A 16,095-nucleotide genomic window follows, 5' to 3' on the forward strand; every position below is an offset into this window, starting at 1 on the left:
TCCTACCAAATATAATTACTATCATCTCTTTTCCATCCCGTAGCCTCATCATAGGATTCTTCTATTCCTTCATTTGGAATATATACAACCCAGCTATTTGGATACTCTTCTTCGGGAACATACTTTTTAGGAACCGAAATCACATAATCAAAAAACTCTTTTTTGAACTTCAAAAACTTGATTCTGCGCTCAAATCGATTTTCTTCTTCTTGTAAAGATACAAATTTTTCCCATATTTTCTGCGCATTACTGTCAAGTTCAATAAATATGTCTTTTTTTTCATATCCTTGAGCATCAATCAAACGAAAAGATGAATTTACATCTTCGAACTGTAAATTTTGCATACACTCGATAATATTTAAAGATGTATCTTTGGCCATTTTTTGTTCTAGTTTTTGATAGTAACTGTCCATATTTTTAAGGAATTCTTTTTCTGTAATCTTGTCATTTCCTCCAAGCACATTTTTTGTTTCTATTAAACTTAATGGCGTTCTTCCATATACATAATGTGCATAAGGTTTATTATTGCGCGCTTCATCTACGATTTCGAATATACGTACATTGCCTTTTTTTTCGGAAGAATTGCGATTACATCTTCCACACACTTGATTGATAGATTCAAGAGGACCAAAATCACGCCACACATTTTCAATATCAAAGTCAACGCCCGCTTCAACCATTTGTGTTGAAACGATTATTTTTCGAGATTTACATGTCTTTATTTGGTGGATTCTTTGTAAGCGATGTTTTGGTATTATGTTGGTTGCTAAATAAAAATACTCAGCATCAAACTCGCAACTTTGTAAATGTTTAAATAACTCCAGAGAGCTATTGATAGTATTCATAATAAACAAAAAAGATTCGCTGCTATTTTCTACTGCTTGTTGACAAAGTTCGGTAAATTCGTCGAGAGTCACTTTTTGGGAGTGAAATTGCAGGTTAATTCGATCTAGTTTGTCAAAATAAACTTTTTTGTTCGCTACAAGTTCTGTGATTTCATGATCTGCAAATATTTTTGGTTGTGTTGCAGTGATTAAGACAAAATGTACGTGAAATAATTGTGAGAATTTAAGTATTATCTCACGTAGCAATTCCCAATATTTATATGGGACAGCTTGAATTTCGTCTAACAGAATAATAGAGTTGGCTAAGTTGTGAAACTTCTGAATCATTCGATTGCGATTGGTGAAAAGCGTGTGAAAAATTTGGTAAAACGTGGTAACGACTATTTCCGATTGCCAACTCTCCATCATAAATTTAGACTCGCCTGTTTCAAATTCAGCTTCTAAGTCTGTTATCTTGTAAGAAACCTCTGCTAAGTGATGGTGCTTTAGAAGCACATCAGACGAGGGATTTCCAAGTAGATCGTTAAACACTTGATAATTTTGGTCGATAATGCTCGTAAACGGTAAACCATAAATAATTTTGGGCGATAGACCTTGAGCATGTAGCTTTTCTCTTAATTGCAACGCAACGGCTAATGAAGTAAGCGTTTTACCTGTTCCCGTCGGAACATTAAGAGAAAAAATTTTGTGTGTACTGTTTACCGCCGTTTGTAATGCTTCTTTATAGATTTCTTCGCGCATTGTGTCCATGCTGCTAGAAGAGGATGCAAATTTACCACGCTTATATTCGTCGACTATATCTACAGGCAGCGCAATAGGAGAAGAATATATGGAACGACCAAACACCACATCTTCTTTGTCCGAATGCAGTAGTAAAGAATACAAGTACAGAAACATTAGATAGTAATCCGTTGTTTTGATTGCTTTTTTAAAACGCTTCTTTGCCTGACGTAAAAGATTTTTGTTAAAATACAATACTAAAGATTCTGGTAATAATTGCGCCTTGAAATCACAACTGTGTTTGTCATTGATCATATCAAATAATAGCTGCAACTCTTTTAATTCGAATGATTGCAACTGTTTATCTAAATGTTCAATAGGAATGTTGAGTTCATCGGAATCATTGTGTCTAGTTGGCATTGCATTATTAATATTCCCATGATGCTTTTTTATCGCTAGATATATAAATAAGGGCAATATTTCACTTAAATCGTTTTCCAAATGTGCAACTAGCTGCTTTACCATCCAGTGCGCTAAAACAGCAGAAATAAGCGCATGGCTGGTGAGAGGTCCCTTAAGTTGTTTCCTTTCCTTAGCATTAGTCGAGAGTAAGTATGTTTGGAAATAATTCGTTCCCTTGCCTAAGTCATGGGAAAAACCCATAATCCAAATGAGTTTTTCCCATATTTCCTGTGAAGCGTATTTATCTAAACAATGTTGCGTTTTTTGAAATTTATTTAGACAAGCATCCGCCACTTTCTCTAAGTGAACGCAAAGTAATTTTCCTGGGTGAGAATAAATATTAGAAGAAGACAATCTTCTCTCCTCCACCAGTGACCCAGCACTCTTTTACCTTGCAGCGCATACTTTGCCCGTTTCTTTCAAAAACAATATCTTCTCTTTTGCTAACAACGCGATCAGGTTCCATCCATATAGGATAATTGGTTTTGAAGACTTCCTTATTTGGTTCGAAATCAATTACATTGCTATCGTTTTGCAATTTAGAAAAAGGTACCACCGTTCGAATTTGTTGCCATGTAGCGCTTGTTTCTAATTGCAGTGTCTCCTTACCCAAGTAACTAAAATTAGCAAGCAATTCACTTAAGCCTAAACTAACGGTATATACACAAGTATGTTGCTCTAAATGCTGTTGTAATTTTTTGTGAATATTCTGGTTTTTATGGCGAAAATAGATAACAAATGCTGGGTTTTTTAAAAACTCTATGCGAATTTGTGTTCTGTTATCAATAAGCCAAAAATGCTGCTTTGTATCAATTAAATTTTGCGACCAGCGAACTTTTTTAACTGGGTTTACAATGGCCACAGCAATAGAAAACTCCTCATGGTTTTGAAAAGAATGAAGATACTCTTTTTTATCAAGACCTATTATTGCTGAGATAATGCCAATGATAGTTGCTGGTGGCGGAAATTCAAATGTAAGAGGAGAAGTTGTCGTATAGAATTTTTTAAAATGACCAAAATCTCCCCATAGTTTAAAAGACAAAACCTCCATCTCACACCACATCAATATTTTTAAACTTGTCTATTTGGGCAAGCTCAAGATCTTTTTCAGCATCGCAAAAACTCATTTGATCGCAGTGCGCAAATTCTACCGCTTCGATGTGCTCCTTATTTTTTTCGATTTTGTTTAGCAGCAATGATAGATCGATTTTATACTGAACTGGAGATCTAAGTTCTTCGTCACGCAGTTCACTCTTAAGCTTGATCAAATGGTCTAAATCTCCCATGAAGAAATTTGCTTTTTTGTATTTGATCAACAGTAAAAGACGCGGCATTTGTCCGAACTTGGATCTTGATATCAGCTCTTTTGTGCCGCTCCACAAAGCTTTTTTCAAACTCAAAACATCGTTATCTGACAATAATGTATGTTTTGCGGCATTTTCGTTGATAATACCATGAAAGGCTATCAAGGAATAGGGAAGCATGTATTCTTCGCGAAAGGTTTTCTGAGTACTATTTTGTTTAGAAGCAAATGCACCTGTTCCTTTTATAAAATTTATTTTCACTTTATGCAAAGACCTTCCCATTTTGAACTGCACAGGGCCTGTATAGGTAATAGAACCTTTTTGCGATTTTGATTTCAGCTTGATTTCAAGAGGAATTGTCGCCCCGAATAAACGAACATCTATACAACTTGAAAGAATATTTTTTGCAATAGCACCTTGAGCTTCTCCTATGGATACCTTGCTTAAGTCTAGGTCTTGTGCATAATCATTTGCTCTGAGTTTTGCGTCTTGAATATGGCCCTCTGTGCCATGCGTTTTCTCTTGAACAAAAATATCATTGCCCTGCTGATGTAGGTAATCGCGAATCGTTCTTTTTAACCTAACGTCTGTCACTAAGTTTTGCGATGTTTCTTCATCTATACGCGGTTTGTTTTCGTCGTTAGGATCTCCATTAGGGTTGCCATCTTTGATATCGTATAAAAATAAAATTTCATAGCGGTTTTTAATAGTGTTACTCATTTTTGTTCTCCTTTATTTCTGATTGGATTTTAAAGTGTTTACTTAAATTCATGCCTAGTGCAAAAATATAGTTCATTTCGTCAACCGCAATATTCCACTGGCGATAATCTCCTGCTGATAGTAAATGTTTTGAAATAAGTTCTTCTAAAGATGTATAGTAGTTAGCTCTGTACTGCTCCAATTTTTCTATTAATTGCGGAAGCAAGGTCGCAATATCTCTACTGTCCATTTTTAATCCCTTTAGGCGACTGCGAAAAGGCGTTGCTTGGCGTTCTCTTTTTTGTACATTTAATAAAAATTGAGTAAGGACACCTAATAGGAAGATCGCCTTATGAGAATCTTGAGAAAAAAAGGAGTCAAAGCTGCGAAAAAATAGTTGTACTTTTTCTTCAAATTCATTTTTCGATGTTATGGAAAAAGTAGTAAAAAACTGAATATCCATATTTTCCTTTCTGGTTGAAGAGTCTAGTAAATGTAATTTTCTTAAGAAATTTAGTAAAATAAACCCCTTAATTGTATCGTGCCAAAAAAATTGATCGTGAACAAATGAGTACCGAAGATGTTTCATATAATGTTTTAATAAATATGAGTAACTAATATAGCTACTAGAAAATATCTTTTGCACCATCTCTAAAAAAGCTTTGTTAAAATTCCCTTCTACTTTGTTGTTGGGAAAAAAAGTACGTAAAAAACCGAAATTAAAATTGAAAAGAGGTTGATTGTCTTTTTTCATAAATGCAAATGCATTATCAACATAGTCTTTTGCATTAAAGAGTTTACTGAGTGTTGATGGCAGTAGTTCCTCAATGGAGGCCAAAATACGAAACACAACTTTTTGCGGCTTATCATAGAACAGCAGAGTAAAAGCAATTTGGTTATTATAATTTGTTGCATATTCCAATATTTCACCTTCATCATTTGTTATTCTTTTTTTTAATTTGGCATTTACTTTTTGCTCTTTGCGCATTTCAAGATTCAAGATATCATTTATGATATCTTCTTTGTTTTGGCGCAAAAGTAATTTGGGTATAAAGTAATACTTCAAACCGTAAAACTGAAAATCTAATTTTGCTTCGATTACCTGAATGCCTTTCTCAATGTTTAAGGCGCAGTTTAAACACACAGGGTAATTTTTCCAACTTTTGTCTTGCTGAAATCCGCCGCTGACCATACCAGGTTTATCAACGGTATAAAACTTTAGAGATGTAAAATAACCATACACTTCTTCTTGGTTTTTCTGACAAATAGAACAAACTTTATTTTTAGCACAGGAATATTTATTAAACGTTTTGGAATACATGTAGTCTGCTTTTGATTCTTCAATAATAAATTTACTAAAAAAAGTTTTTTCGCCTACAAAAAAATCGTTACCTCCTTGATTAAACGTGCATGAAAGAACTACTCCGCCTTTAGATAACGTGTTTTGTTTTTCTACCAGCAACTCTTTGATAACTAAAGATTTTTCCGTTATGACATTTGAAATCTCTTGAATAAACAATCTTTCTTTGTCATTTAAAAAATCTTTCGACGATGCACCAGAAAACCAATTTACTATTTTCTGTTGAAATGAACTTTCAATTCCTTTTGCAACCTTACAGGTAGGCGTTTTGTCAGAGCCTCTAGAAGAACCTCGTTTGTATAAAAGTTTTCCTTTTAGTTGGGCGCTATGTTCTCTGTAACTAACGCCTGAAAATTGCCATTTTCCCTTTTCATTTTTTATAAACTCAATGAGTAGTAGATGCGGATAGTTTTTTTGGTGATATGAATCTTCCAACCAAATATCTAACTTACTATTCGAATCCTGTCCTTGATTAAACTGTCCTAACTCTGCAATGGCATTTATCATGCTAACTCCTTCTAATAACTCCAAAACCTCTTGCTGATTGTTTCCCCAAACCAAATAAGTCTGGAATACAAAAATTCGTCATAAAGCTGCCTGTAAAACCTTGCATTTTCACATTCTTAAAATTTACCTTTTTAGGAATAAAAATACCTTCAATACTCACCTTGTCTATATCGTCTATCGTATAATCGAAACCTTTAGCAAGAGTCATAAGATTCCCTTTGAGAATTTTTTTTAGCAATACTTGCTGTTCTAGCAAATCTGTTTTGCGGTATATTTGATAATTCTCTTTGTTGAGAGCTAGCCAAGGTGCAGTAAACGAATACTTATGAACTTCACTAGATTGCCCAAAAAAGCATTCCTTTACTTGAATCATCTTTTGATTTGTGTCAATAGTTTTTTTACTGCCAATAACAAGTTGCTGCGTTTGAAAAAAGACCTCTTCGATTACCTTGACCCCTTCTTCTATTGCAAGAAGAGCTGGATTATTTTCAATAATTCGATATTGAATACGCGGGAATTTATAATCAAATTTATTTCCTGGTAAATGATTGTGTAGCAATGTGTGATGCTTTAAGGTCGAAGCAAAATATCCTCTTAATTTGGGGATTTCGTAAGCTTTTAAAGTAACGTCTTTAAATATTAAAAATAAAATCTTTACCATTTTCATTTGTACAACTCGCTCATTTTTTTGATGTTTTCAATAACCAATGTTTGTAGCTCTAACGGTTCTAGAACCTTTACTTCAGGTCCATGATAAAGAACCCATCGTTTCAACTCGTTTAGGCCTCTAACTTTCATTGAAAGAATAAGAGATCCATCGTCTTGTTCTAATATTTTTTGAGTTCTATGCCATTTTCGTTCGCGAATCCAGTTTGCTTGATAAGCTGAAAAATGCAATTTTACGTTATAAACTTTCACCCCTCTTTCAAAATCAAAACTTTCTTTAATATACTTGTCTAAACAAAAGTTCTCATTTTTTTTGAAATTCTGACATGTTATTTTATATTTTTTTACGCGTGCAAGTGCAAAAGTCCGCATTTCTTGCCTTTTATTGCAAAAAGCAATAACATACCAATTGTCATTGCGTGTGATTAAATTATATGGATCAATCACTCTACTTGTTATCTCTCCATCTTTGTGGAAAGACTGATAAACCATATCTACCTGTCGTTTTTTTGCAGTGGCATCTTCAAAAATTTTTACTTTTTTCTTGCCTACTTTAACAAAAGGTCTTTCTTTAAAAGAAACGATATCCTGCTGCTGAAAAGCCTCTTCTGGCAAATGGTGTAAAACTTTATCGAGTATTTCTTTCGTCTCTTTAAAATAAGGTGAATTTTTGTACTGCGTAAGAATTTTATCTACAACAGACAACGAAAAAATATCTTTGTCGTTCACATATAAAGCAGGAAGAATATAATTAGTTTTGGTGTAATAAAAACCTTTTTTGATGCGATCAAAATCAATTGGTGCTCTTAGCCTATCTCGCATATAATCAAGATCTCTTTGTATCGTGCGAGTGTGAACACCAAAAATTTCAGCTATTTTGGAACGATCAGGATAAAGATTTTGACGAATTTGACTATCAATGTACTTTAATCTTTCAAAAGAGACATACGACATTTGCACCTCCAAATTTTTTATTAGATTGTAGCATCTTGTAGTGACATATAGTGTCACTGCAAGATTTTTGTAAATTTTATGGCTTTTACAAGTATTCAACGCTCTCTAACAAGTATTACTGATATTTTTTTAAAAGCGGCAAATCTAATCAATTTGAAGCAGTCATGGGGTTGTTTTTAGTAATAATTCTATAGATTTAGCTTTAGCTGAAGTAGGAGGTGTTCGGACAGCATTTGGAAGTGTTACAGGTGATGATGTACTTTTGCAGGACAGGCAGATATCGGTTCGTTTCTCCTGTAGAAGGAGGAAATACATTCCTATGGTACTATATCTTTTACTTCACTTTTGAAGCATTGGACAACGATTTAAATGTACTCAAGTCTTGAAATGGGAAAAATCTGCATATCCTACCTTTTATTACAAAAGAATAATCACATGCAATGATAATTGGCATGTAGCTAATATTTTTGCGAACCTATTTTTGTCGTGGCAAGTTCTCTAAAAATATATATTAGCTTTGCGAGCGACGACCTCTACGGTTATAGATTAGCGGCAATCCAATTTTCAATAAAGGGAAATACTTTTGTTGGAGCCGCTAGTCCCATACATAAGTCATTATGCCCGAATTTTTCAAAACATTTGTATTTTTTGTTGTCACTTCCCATTTTTAAAAAACCTTCGCGGTATATGACTGATGGTTTGGCTATTTTATCTTCGGCACCGACTACAATTAAAAGAGGACTGTCTATTTTGGAAAAATGTTCTGCGTATATGTGTGGCTTTTCGTTTCCATTTGGAAAAGAACGAAAGGTGCGGTTTTCAGCCCAATCAGCAAATTGTTCTAGTACTTTAGAGCATACGTCGTTTAGGGATTCTTTCATTAGGGTTTGGATTAAGTGACGGTTCATATTTGGTGGGTGCCAAAAAAGTGAAAATGCTTTTGTTGTGCCTATCTGTGCGAGAGGAAGATGTATGCATTTTCTGATCCATTTTCCGAATGATTTTTCTACAATATCTAGAGCAGAGGAGACGGGAAGGTAGGGAACTTTATTTAGTGTATTTCGCAAAAGTTTACGATTGCTTAGAAAAGACAGTATATGTAAATCTTGGCGTATAGGGTGGTTCATCATTTTTGTTAAAAAAGGGTCGTAAGACCAGGTCATTGCTACGGGAGAACCTACAGTAATAAGACCTCTGAGTTCAGCGTTTCTTTGGTGTGCTTTTTGCTCACAAGCGCTAACACTTATGCTGTGAACATTTTTCCATTCAACGTGGTTACCTAACTTGATAAACTCTTTTGCGACAATACGTTTTACATAGTGCGCGCCCTGTAAATACATGTATGCGAGAGTTCCTCCCATACTATGACCGACCCAAAAAGGATGTTGTTCGGTGGCTTGATACACTTTTTCGATAATAGCTGGAACATCGTAAATCGCTAGATCATCGATGTTCCAACTCCAGTCGGATTTGTTGTCGCTGTGTAAAGCGCCACGTCCATGCCCACGTAAACAAGGTAACCATACATCATAACCTTTTGTGAATAGATATTTTGCAAAACTATGATATTCAACAGGGAAATCCCAAAAATAACTATTTTGGGCAAGCCCATGTGCTAAAATCACTGGAATACCGTGGGAATTTTTGTAACGACCTAATGCTAAGCGTACATTATCTTGTGTGTGTGTGTGTTCTATTTTAGGTTGCATTCAAAAGTGACCATTATTTCGTTTTTTTACGTTTATCTTTGGCGCGAAAATCAAAAATTTGTACATCAATAAAATCAGCTCTACTAGTAGCACGCCGACGGTTATTTAGAACAAAAGCTTTGAAAAATTCACCAGTAGAAGTTACTTTATTGGTATACGATTTAAAAGTATCTTTACGTATTTTAATCTCTTTTCCGCTCGCAAAAAATGAACGAAAACGTCGCGGGCGTTTGAAAACAATGTCTTTGCCATTTACTTTATCTAGTAAAACAAAGTCCATCCCCTTAATATTCATTCCAACATTGCGTTTGCGTGCGTGTAGTAGCACAAACTCAAAATTGCCGTTGCAAAAAAGAATTAGCGCTTTGTTTTCTGTTTCGACAACAACAGCAACATCTTTTGTCTCTTCAGCAATTTGTTTTGCTCTAGAAATTTGTCTGTCTATAAAAAATTGGCGATCAGCAGCGCTGTTTTGCGCATATAGACCAATAGATAAAACAATCAGTAGAGAAATTCTCAGCAACATAACAAGTCCTATTCTTCGCCAAATTCAATGCGAGTAACTTTATATCCCTTTGCTTCTAGTAACTTTATAACACCACTCTCACCAACAAAGTGTCCTGCTCCTACAGCAATAAAAACATTACCTTCTTTAATGTGTTTCTCTATTTTTGGAATCCATTTTTTATTGCGGTTTACTATAACATGCTCTATTAGCTCTGGCGCTTCTTTCACATCTTCAGACTCTATGGTTACTTTTCTTAGTTTCTCTAAGTCTCCACTGCGATATGCTGCTAGCAGTTCTAGTGCTTGTTCTCGTGTACCAGGCAAATCATCAAGCATACGTTTAATTCCATCGATATGCTTTTCTTCCGGTATTGCATCAAGAGCGTTAAATTGATCGTCTACTGTTTCAAGAGCATCAATTTTCATCTTTTTTTCAGATGCTTTTGCTAATAACGTCATTTCTACTGCTGGAGTCATTGGCATGAATTTTTGTGCAGCAATTGTTTGTATAATCCAAGGTTTGAAGCGTTTGTACAGCATCGCTGGTGAAGGCTTTATAAACTCTTCAAATTTTGCCCAATAATCAGCACCAAGCATTTGATCTAGTGACTTGCCCGGTGGCAACTGCATTTTCATCATCATACTAAGTTGATTGACTTTGCTCATATCAATTTCTAAAACTAAAGTCTGGCATTTGTTCAGTTCTTCCCATACTTTTTTAGGAAATTCTTTACCAGCATCAACACCAAGATGTATTGTGCCTAGTAAGTAAACAGGCTTTTCTGCTTCTATTTTCCAAAAGACAGGTGTTGTTTTTTGGCTTTCTTGGGCAACAGTAATCGCAATAAACAGTAGTAGTAAAATTATTTTTTTCATAAAAGAACCTTTTCTAAATTTATATAACTAGATCACGAATTAAAACGCGTAGCTATTTTACATAAAAGTCAATTAAGATGCAAATATGCCAAATATTTAATATATTTGCGACAGAGCTTTAGCATCGCAAACTTCTTGATAAATAATAATAAATGGAATATTATAAGAAGGGATGTGGTCGAAATGAAATGTCCCAGTCTAAAATAGATTATACTAGAAAGGAAGCGCGAGACCAAATTACTTTCTTATATACTACAAATATGTAAAAGAATTATGAGCCGTCTGTTGGTTGCTTAAAAAATACTGAGACGCCCTAAATACAAGATAGGTATACTCGCCATAAAATAATGAAACCCGATTTTACAAAAGTTGAATATAGTACAGAGAATATAAACAGGTATTTAGAAAAATCTGATGATGTAGATGTTGGTGGGGCATGGCAAACTCCAGAGAAAATAGAAGTAAAAAAAATCTATTCTGCTGATGATGTTACTGACGTAGAGCATTTAGATTTTGCCGCAGGTCTTCCACCATTCTTACGTGGTCCATATGCTTCGATGTACACTGTTCGTCCATGGACAATTCGTCAATATGCAGGCTTTTCAACGGCAGAAGAGTCCAATGCGTTTTATCGTAGAAACCTCAAGGCGGGTCAAAAAGGTCTTTCTGTCGCATTTGATTTACCAACGCATCGTGGCTACGATTCAGATCATGCACGGGTAGAAGGAGATATTGGAAAAGCAGGCGTTGCAGTGGACTCTATTGTCGATATGGAAATATTGTTTTCGGAAATACCACTTGATAAAATTTCGGTGTCAATGACGATGAATGGAGCTGTACTACCAATATTAGCTTTTTATATTGCTGCCGCTGAAGAACAAGGTGTTGATCAAAAATTATTACGAGGAACAATACAAAACGACATTCTCAAAGAATTTATGGTTCGCAATACCTACATATATCCTCCAGATCCGTCAATGCGTATAATAGGTGATATTTTTTCTTACATGGCAGAAAACATGCCTAAGTTTAACTCTATTAGTGTAAGTGGATATCACATGCATGAAGCGGGAGCTACTGCTGATATAGAAGTGGCATATACACTCGCCAATGCTCTTGAATACTTGAGACTTGGCCTTAAATCAGGAATTGATATTGATTTATTTGCGCCGCGTATTTCCTTTTTTTGGGCGATTGGTATGAATCACTTTACTGAAATTGCCAAGATGCGTGCGGCGCGTATGTTGTGGGCAAAACTCGTTAAGCAATTTAACCCTAAAAACCAAAAATCAATGGCTTTGCGTGTACACTGTCAAACTTCAGGTTGGAGCCTTACTGAACAAGATCCTTTTAATAATGTCGCTCGTACTTGTATAGAAGCAATGGCAGCGGTGTGTGGTCATACACAGTCACTTCACACCAATGCTCTTGACGAAGCGCTTGCATTACCTACTGATTTTTCAGCACGTATTGCGCGCAATACGCAACTTGTTTTGCAAGAAGAAACAAATATTACTAAAAACATTGATCCCTGGGGTGGATCGTTTTATGTCGAAAAGTTAACCCACGATTTAGCGCATCGTGCTTGGAAGCTAATACAAGAAGTAGAAGACATGGGCGGGATGGCAAAAGCAATTGCCGCTGGACTTCCTAAAAAGCGAATTGAAGAAGCTGCTGCACGTAAACAAGCACGTATAGATAGTAAGCAGGATACGATTGTTGGGGTCAATAAATATAAAGTCGATGAAAAAAGCGACTTACAAATTCTAGAAGTAGATAATTCTTCTGTGCGCCAAAATCAAATTACGCGTTTACAGCAATTAAAAGAAAATCGCAATAGCGAAGAAGTCGAGAAAGCTCTCAGTGATATTACTGAAAGCGCTAAATCGGGAAAAAGAAATCTTCTCGCTTTAGCTGTCGAGGCTGCAAAGAAAAGAGCAACGCTTGGAGAGATTTCTTTGGCGTGTGAAAAAGTATTTGGACGCTACGAGGCACATACGCAAACGATCAGTGGTGTTTATGCTAGAGAAATTGCCGATGACAAGGATTTTATAAAAGCGCAAGAATTGGCAGATGAATTTGCAAAAGTAGAAGGGCGTCGTCCGCGCATTATGGTAGCAAAAATTGGACAAGATGGACATGACCGCGGTTCGAAAGTTGTGGCAACGAGTTTTGCTGATATAGGGTTTGATGTTGATATCGGCCCTTTATTCCAGACCCCGCAAGAAGCAGTAAAACAAGCGGCGGAAAACGACGTACACATACTCGGTATTTCGACACTTGCTGGTGGTCATAAGACTTTGGTACCACAAATTGTTAGCGAACTACAAAAAATTGATCGCGAAGATATTCTCGTCGTTGCAGGTGGAACAATTCCTCCACAAGATTACGATTATTTATATGAAAAAGGGGTTGTTGGGATTTTTGGCCCAGGTACTGTTATTGCTAGTGCTGCGCAAGAAATACTCACTTTGCTTATTGAAGCAACGAAAGAGGATATTGGTGGATGATAAGCGGTTTCATAACTGGCAAAAATCTTTAAAGGCGCGGCGTAAGAAACGCAGTGCTAAAGAATACATAGATAAAATCGTACAAGGTGATCGCTATACACTTAGCCAAGCGATTACCTTGGTGGAAAGCGATAGTTCGCGACATAAAACTCTTGCCGACGAAATTGTAAGTGGTTGTTTGCGTACACAATCCAAGAATACAATTCGCATAGGCATCACTGGAACACCTGGAGTAGGTAAAAGTACATTTATTGACAGCTTTGGCTTATATTTAATCAACCAAGGTTACAAAATCGCTGTTTTAGCTGTTGACCCAACTAGTGATCGCACTAAAGGGAGTATTCTAGGTGACAAAACGCGCATGGAAAAACTTTCCCGGAATGACAATGCTTATATTCGTCCATCTCCTGCAGGAGATTCTCTCGGAGGTGTAACGCGTAAAACCAAAGAATCGATCATTCTGTGTGAAACATGCGGATTTGATATAATTATTGTTGAAACAGTTGGGGTCGGGCAGTCGGAAACGACTGTTCATGGTATGGTTGATTTTTTTCTACTTTTGCTTTTGGCGAATTCAGGCGATGAATTGCAAGGAATTAAGAGAGGAATCATGGAAATTGCTGATGCTGTGGCGATAAATAAAGCAGATGGTGAGAATAAATCAGCGTCGGAGCTCGCAGCAAATAGATTTCAAAGTAGTCTTGATTTGTTTCCTCGTAAATATTCATGGCGGCCACAAGTAACAACCTGTTCTGCACTAAGAAATGAAGGTATTGAAAATATTTGGAGTATTATTTCAAACCATAAAACCTTAATGCAGGAAAACCATTTTTTTCATCATAAAAGGCAGCAACAAGAGAAAAAATGGTTGCACAATTTAATTTTGCAAAAATTAAAAGATGATTTCTATAATCACAAGCTCATCGAACGCGAGTTATCAACTGCAGAAGAAAATGTTTGCAACGGTTCTGCTCTTACAACAACCGCGGTAAAGCAACTAATGGATTTGTATCGTAGTGCAAGTCACGAATCTTAGGTATTATTGCGAAAAACAGGATTGCTTTCTTGATGCCACGGAGTGTACTTCGTCATAACAGATTGAAACAACTCACTTTGCTCATGGTATTCTAGCCATTTTTTCATTTTTTCTAGAGGCAAATTCTCAAAAGCTTGCTTATCTACTTTTGAAAACTGGCGAACAAAAGGAAAAATCGCAACATCAGCGAGAGATAAACTATCTGCAAATAAAAAGCGATGGTACGCTAACTTTTTTTGTAAAACATCTAGAAATTTACAACATTCTGAAAAGTGTATACTTGTATCATTTACTCCATATCTCTGGGGATATTTGTAACGATCAAGATGATGTTTAAAATCTTGGTCATTTGTCGATATAAGCTCATATATTTCTTTTTGAATATTTTCGGCAAAATTTAACCAATTCACAGGTGAGTTTTCAAGAGCCCACTGCATAATTTCAAGGCTTTCTTCGATAACATCGTTGTCATGAACAAGAATTGGTACAGTACCCTTAGGAGATACTTCTAACATTTGCGGTGGTTTATTTTTCAAAACTACTTCGCGAATTTCGAAATTTAACTCACCAGCAAACAAAGCCATTCTTGCTCTTATTGCGTAAGGACAACGGCGAAAAGTATATAAAATTGTAGACATATAACACTTTCTAGATTGTAAGTGAACAATTAAGTGAGTCGCAAAAATTTTTTGAGCACGTTTCAAGTCAGCGTAGAATTTGAGTGTCAGAGCAAGGAGAGCCTTCGGTTACATAACTGTAGCTATGTAACCGAAGGCTCAACGCCGCTATGACACTCAAAGGCAAGCTGCGTGTTCTTAAAAACTTTTTGCGACTTGCTTAAGGGATATTCTTTGTCGTATTCCTAATATTATGCTGAGTTTTACTCATATCGTACAAAAACGTTTTTTTAATTGCGATAAAAAAACGTTTTGGTGTGGTGGCACTTTGGAAGTGTTGTTATTTAAAAAAGTCAATTTTGCAAGGTAATCTATGAATTGTACTGTGTGTGCGAGTGGTGAACACGAATTTATGTTCAGTGGCAAGGATCAAATGCTAAACATCGAAGGCGAATATTCACTATATCGTTGTTGTAAATGCAAATCACTTTTAATAAAGCCTGTGCCTAAAAATCTGGATAAACATTATCCTAGAGAACGTTATTATGCTCTAAAAGGCGAAGATGGAATTCCTGGTTCTGGCGATGCTCTATTCCGCGTATTCTACGCCAAAAATTCTTCGCATATATTAAAACTACTTAGCTGGCCATTACGCAAGGCGTTTCGTTCGACAAAAATAGTTACCAATGGAAATTTTTTAGATGTTGGTTGTGGATCAGGGCATTTTTTAGTGTATATGCAAACACATGGAATGAATTGTTATGGTGTCGATTCGGGAAGGTTTTCTCAGGAATTTGCCGCAAAACACAATCTCAATATATTTCACGGAGAGGTAGCAAAAGCAAAATATCCAAGTGATTTTTTTGATGTCATAACTATGAATCATACACTTGAACACGTAGTAAATCCAAGTGAGACACTTCGCGAACTATGTCGGATTTTAAAGCCAAAAGGCCGACTTATTATAGGTGTTCCACAACTACATTCAATTGCCTACAAAATTTTTCAGCGCCACTGGGCAGAGTTAGATATCCCTAGACATATGTTTGTATGTTCAACTAAGAATTTGAAGAAACTTGTAACGCAAGCGGGGTTTACCACCACTAAAACTCGCTACAATTCAAATCCTGTTTCTTTTATCATGTCGATTATTTATTGGAAAAATTCACGCTCAAAGAACAAAATATTTTTCGAAAATATCGATTGGGGTAAACCATTATACGGTTTACTATTTTTTATATTTTTACCGATGTGTTTTATTTGTGATGTACTGCACCTTGGCGACCAAGTAGAATTATTTGTAACAAAAAGAGACGAGTAACT

Annotated in this window: 13 protein-coding genes; 3 read left to right on the forward strand and 10 right to left on the reverse strand. The window is 35.8% G+C overall.

Annotation, left to right across the window (positions count from 1 at the left end; translation table 11 throughout):
* Window positions 1–2: 2 nt before the first annotated feature.
* From cas3 to UABHE_RS21055, 9 genes are all read right to left on the reverse strand, one after another.
* Window positions 3–2,381 (reverse strand): CRISPR-associated helicase Cas3', encoded by a 2,379-nt coding sequence (gene cas3 / locus UABHE_RS21015; protein WP_372365247.1) that lies wholly within the window; start codon window positions 2,379–2,381, stop codon window positions 3–5.
* Complete coding sequence (gene cas5b / locus UABHE_RS21020; RefSeq protein ID WP_372365248.1) at window positions 2,368–3,078, reverse strand: type I-B CRISPR-associated protein Cas5b; 711 nt, start codon at window positions 3,076–3,078, stop codon at window positions 2,368–2,370. Before cas5b ends, cas3 begins: the two co-directional genes overlap by 14 nt.
* Before the next feature lies 1 nt (window position 3,079).
* Window positions 3,080–4,051 carry a type I-B CRISPR-associated protein Cas7/Csh2 gene (gene cas7b / locus UABHE_RS21025; RefSeq protein ID WP_372365249.1) on the reverse strand — a complete coding sequence of 324 codons (972 nt, stop codon included), beginning with the start codon at window positions 4,049–4,051 and terminating at the stop codon, window positions 3,080–3,082.
* Window positions 4,044–5,897: a TIGR02556 family CRISPR-associated protein gene (locus UABHE_RS21030; RefSeq protein ID WP_372365250.1), complete on the reverse strand. Its 1,854-nt coding sequence runs from the start codon at window positions 5,895–5,897 to the stop codon at window positions 4,044–4,046. The genes cas7b and UABHE_RS21030 overlap by 8 nt, the downstream gene beginning before the upstream one ends.
* 1 nt (window position 5,898) lies before the next feature.
* Window positions 5,899–6,564 carry a CRISPR-associated endonuclease Cas6 gene (locus tag UABHE_RS21035; RefSeq protein WP_372365251.1) on the reverse strand — a complete coding sequence of 222 codons (666 nt, stop codon included), beginning with the start codon at window positions 6,562–6,564 and terminating at the stop codon, window positions 5,899–5,901.
* The gene (locus UABHE_RS21040) at window positions 6,561–7,517 is read right to left on the reverse strand and encodes a helix-turn-helix transcriptional regulator (RefSeq protein WP_372365252.1); all 957 of its coding nucleotides are present in this window, start codon (window positions 7,515–7,517) and stop codon (window positions 6,561–6,563) included. Before UABHE_RS21040 ends, UABHE_RS21035 begins: the two co-directional genes overlap by 4 nt.
* 539 nt (window positions 7,518–8,056) lie before the next feature.
* Window positions 8,057–9,226 carry an alpha/beta hydrolase gene (locus UABHE_RS21045; protein WP_372365253.1) on the reverse strand — a complete coding sequence of 390 codons (1,170 nt, stop codon included), beginning with the start codon at window positions 9,224–9,226 and terminating at the stop codon, window positions 8,057–8,059.
* 13 nt (window positions 9,227–9,239) lie between these two features.
* Window positions 9,240–9,752 carry a hypothetical protein gene (locus UABHE_RS21050; RefSeq protein ID WP_372365254.1) on the reverse strand — a complete coding sequence of 171 codons (513 nt, stop codon included), beginning with the start codon at window positions 9,750–9,752 and terminating at the stop codon, window positions 9,240–9,242.
* 8 nt (window positions 9,753–9,760) lie between these two features.
* A complete protein-coding gene (locus UABHE_RS21055; RefSeq protein ID WP_372365255.1) occupies window positions 9,761–10,609 on the reverse strand; it encodes a TraB/GumN family protein in 849 nt (282 codons plus the stop codon).
* A 347-nt stretch (window positions 10,610–10,956) separates the two neighbouring features.
* Here UABHE_RS21055 and scpA point away from each other — a divergent pair, with 347 nt between their 5' ends.
* A complete protein-coding gene (scpA, locus tag UABHE_RS21060) occupies window positions 10,957–13,119 on the forward strand; it encodes a methylmalonyl-CoA mutase (protein WP_372365256.1) in 2,163 nt (720 codons plus the stop codon).
* Window positions 13,112–14,155 (forward strand): methylmalonyl Co-A mutase-associated GTPase MeaB, encoded by a 1,044-nt coding sequence (gene meaB, locus UABHE_RS21065; RefSeq protein ID WP_372365257.1) that lies wholly within the window; start codon window positions 13,112–13,114, stop codon window positions 14,153–14,155. Before scpA ends, meaB begins: the two co-directional genes overlap by 8 nt.
* Here meaB and UABHE_RS21070 read toward each other — a convergent pair.
* Window positions 14,152–14,793, reverse strand: coding sequence for a glutathione S-transferase (locus UABHE_RS21070; RefSeq protein ID WP_372365258.1), 642 nt, complete (start codon window positions 14,791–14,793; stop codon window positions 14,152–14,154). The genes meaB and UABHE_RS21070 overlap by 4 nt on opposite strands.
* 352 nt (window positions 14,794–15,145) lie before the next feature.
* Here UABHE_RS21070 and UABHE_RS21075 point away from each other — a divergent pair, with 352 nt between their 5' ends.
* Complete coding sequence (locus UABHE_RS21075; RefSeq protein ID WP_372365259.1) at window positions 15,146–16,093, forward strand: class I SAM-dependent methyltransferase; 948 nt, start codon at window positions 15,146–15,148, stop codon at window positions 16,091–16,093.
* Window positions 16,094–16,095: the final 2 nt, after the last annotated feature.

This window comes from Candidatus Uabimicrobium helgolandensis, assembly GCF_041508025.1.
GTDB classification, from domain to species: domain Bacteria; phylum Planctomycetota; class Uabimicrobiia; order Uabimicrobiales; family Uabimicrobiaceae; genus Uabimicrobium; species Uabimicrobium helgolandensis.

Coding starts and splice junctions, on each gene's coding strand:
- cas5b (WP_372365248.1), bottom strand. CDS start 3,078: ATGGAGGTTTTGTCTTTTAAACTATGGGGAGATTTTGGTCATTTTAAA.
- cas7b (WP_372365249.1), bottom strand. CDS start 4,051: ATGAGTAACACTATTAAAAACCGCTATGAAATTTTATTTTTATACGAT.
- UABHE_RS21030 (WP_372365250.1), bottom strand. CDS start 5,897: ATGATAAATGCCATTGCAGAGTTAGGACAGTTTAATCAAGGACAGGAT.
- UABHE_RS21035 (WP_372365251.1), bottom strand. CDS start 6,564: ATGAAAATGGTAAAGATTTTATTTTTAATATTTAAAGACGTTACTTTA.
- UABHE_RS21040 (WP_372365252.1), bottom strand. CDS start 7,517: ATGTCGTATGTCTCTTTTGAAAGATTAAAGTACATTGATAGTCAAATT.
- UABHE_RS21045 (WP_372365253.1), bottom strand. CDS start 9,226: ATGCAACCTAAAATAGAACACACACACACACAAGATAATGTACGCTTA.
- UABHE_RS21050 (WP_372365254.1), bottom strand. CDS start 9,752: ATGTTGCTGAGAATTTCTCTACTGATTGTTTTATCTATTGGTCTATAT.
- UABHE_RS21055 (WP_372365255.1), bottom strand. CDS start 10,609: ATGAAAAAAATAATTTTACTACTACTGTTTATTGCGATTACTGTTGCC.
- scpA (WP_372365256.1), top strand. CDS start 10,957: ATGAAACCCGATTTTACAAAAGTTGAATATAGTACAGAGAATATAAAC.
- UABHE_RS21070 (WP_372365258.1), bottom strand. CDS start 14,793: ATGTCTACAATTTTATATACTTTTCGCCGTTGTCCTTACGCAATAAGA.
- UABHE_RS21075 (WP_372365259.1), top strand. CDS start 15,146: ATGAATTGTACTGTGTGTGCGAGTGGTGAACACGAATTTATGTTCAGT.